The 1,319-nt window shown below is 36.8% G+C and carries 2 protein-coding genes; one reads left to right on the plus strand and one right to left on the minus strand.

The genetic code is table 11. The annotated features are described in order from the left end of the window. Positions 1-490 precede the first annotated feature (490 nt). Positions 491-631: a sporulation histidine kinase inhibitor Sda gene (gene sda, locus E2L07_RS20535; protein WP_010897488.1), complete on the plus strand. Its 141-nt coding sequence runs from the start codon at positions 491-493 to the stop codon at positions 629-631. A 138-nt stretch (positions 632-769) separates the two neighbouring features. Here sda and E2L07_RS20540 read toward each other — a convergent pair whose 3' ends face one another. Then, positions 770-1,000, minus strand: coding sequence for a hypothetical protein (locus tag E2L07_RS20540; RefSeq protein ID WP_010897487.1), 231 nt, complete (start codon positions 998-1,000; stop codon positions 770-772). Between the last annotated feature and the right edge of the window lie 319 nt (positions 1,001-1,319).

The raw sequence follows: 1,319 nt of genomic DNA on the forward strand, positions 1-1,319 counted from the left end.
TTTTTTCATGTATTTTGCTTAAACCCTACCGCGCTTTCGCTTGGTGGCCTCCTCATCCAAGTAACGGAAATTTCCATTACTTGGATGAGGAGGTTTTTTCTTCTCCCACAAACATTTTACTCATACTTCGCTTTTTCAACTATTTTTCATGAATATTGCACACTCTCTCATTCCATTCAAAAGAAAAAAACAAAAAATTTTCGACAAAAACTCTGCCATCTCAACACCTGTGGATAAAGTTATACACGGTTTGAGGCAAGACATATTAAGGTTTTCGATAAATATAAACAACTAACTCACAGGTTATCCACTGGTATCTGTGGATACCGCGAACGGTTGTTCTATTTTACAATACATGGTAGCATAAGGGGTATAAAATAAAAGAACCTAACAGTATATGCGCCGTTCCTGAAACAATGCTAGTCCACTCCTTGTATAAATACGGATAATTTCGCATAGGAGGTGAACTGCCGTACCGGCAGAATAATCAATGAAGACATTATCAGATGATTTGCTCATTGAGACATACCACAAGGCGATTGAGTTGGATTTAGGAGACGATTTTATCGGGCTCATCAAAGAAGAGATCGAGCGCCGTTCATTAACTGAGAAATTAAAACTGACATCGTAGAGTTGTATTGTAAAAAAACGAAGGTTCGGTCTCACGTTCTTTCGCCAATAACCCTTCGTTTTACTTCTTGTATCAATTCTAACTTTTAAAACGTGTAAAAAAGACGAAGTCTAAAATGGGCTTCGTCTTTTTTGGCCATCATTCTTCTATTAAAGAACGACGAAGTTCATTGGTATCCCGGAAATATTTCCTCGATCTGATAGGTGCCGTAAAAGGGGTGTTTTCTTCCAATTGCTGAATGTCAACTGTGTCCAAATCGTATCCTCTCTCATGAATCATTCGTTCGTTCACTTGATGGGCAAAAACCGCACAGACAAAAAGTGACAAAAAAATCACACCTGAAATCATTAGTTTCGCTTTATTATTCATTTCCGCTCACCCTGATGTTTTTTTATTAGGATTGCGAAAAATTGCACATAATATACATTATGATTTGGTTTGAATTCCATCAATTTGAAGTGAATATGCGTTAATTTCCGTCCATTTTAAAAAATTTTTTTGAAAAATAATCGCCTTTCTACATATTAAATAAATCATGAAACCTCTCTAAACCGAATAGCCGTATGAGTAAAATGTTTGTGGGAGAAGAAAAAACCTCCTCATCCAAGTAATGGAAATTTCCGTTACTTGGATGAGGAGGCCACCAAGCGAAAGCGCGGTAGGGTTTAAGCAAAATACATGAAAAAAG

It is taken from the genome of Halalkalibacterium halodurans, from assembly GCF_004376175.1.
GTDB lineage: Bacteria > Bacillota > Bacilli > Bacillales > Bacillaceae_D > Halalkalibacterium > Halalkalibacterium halodurans.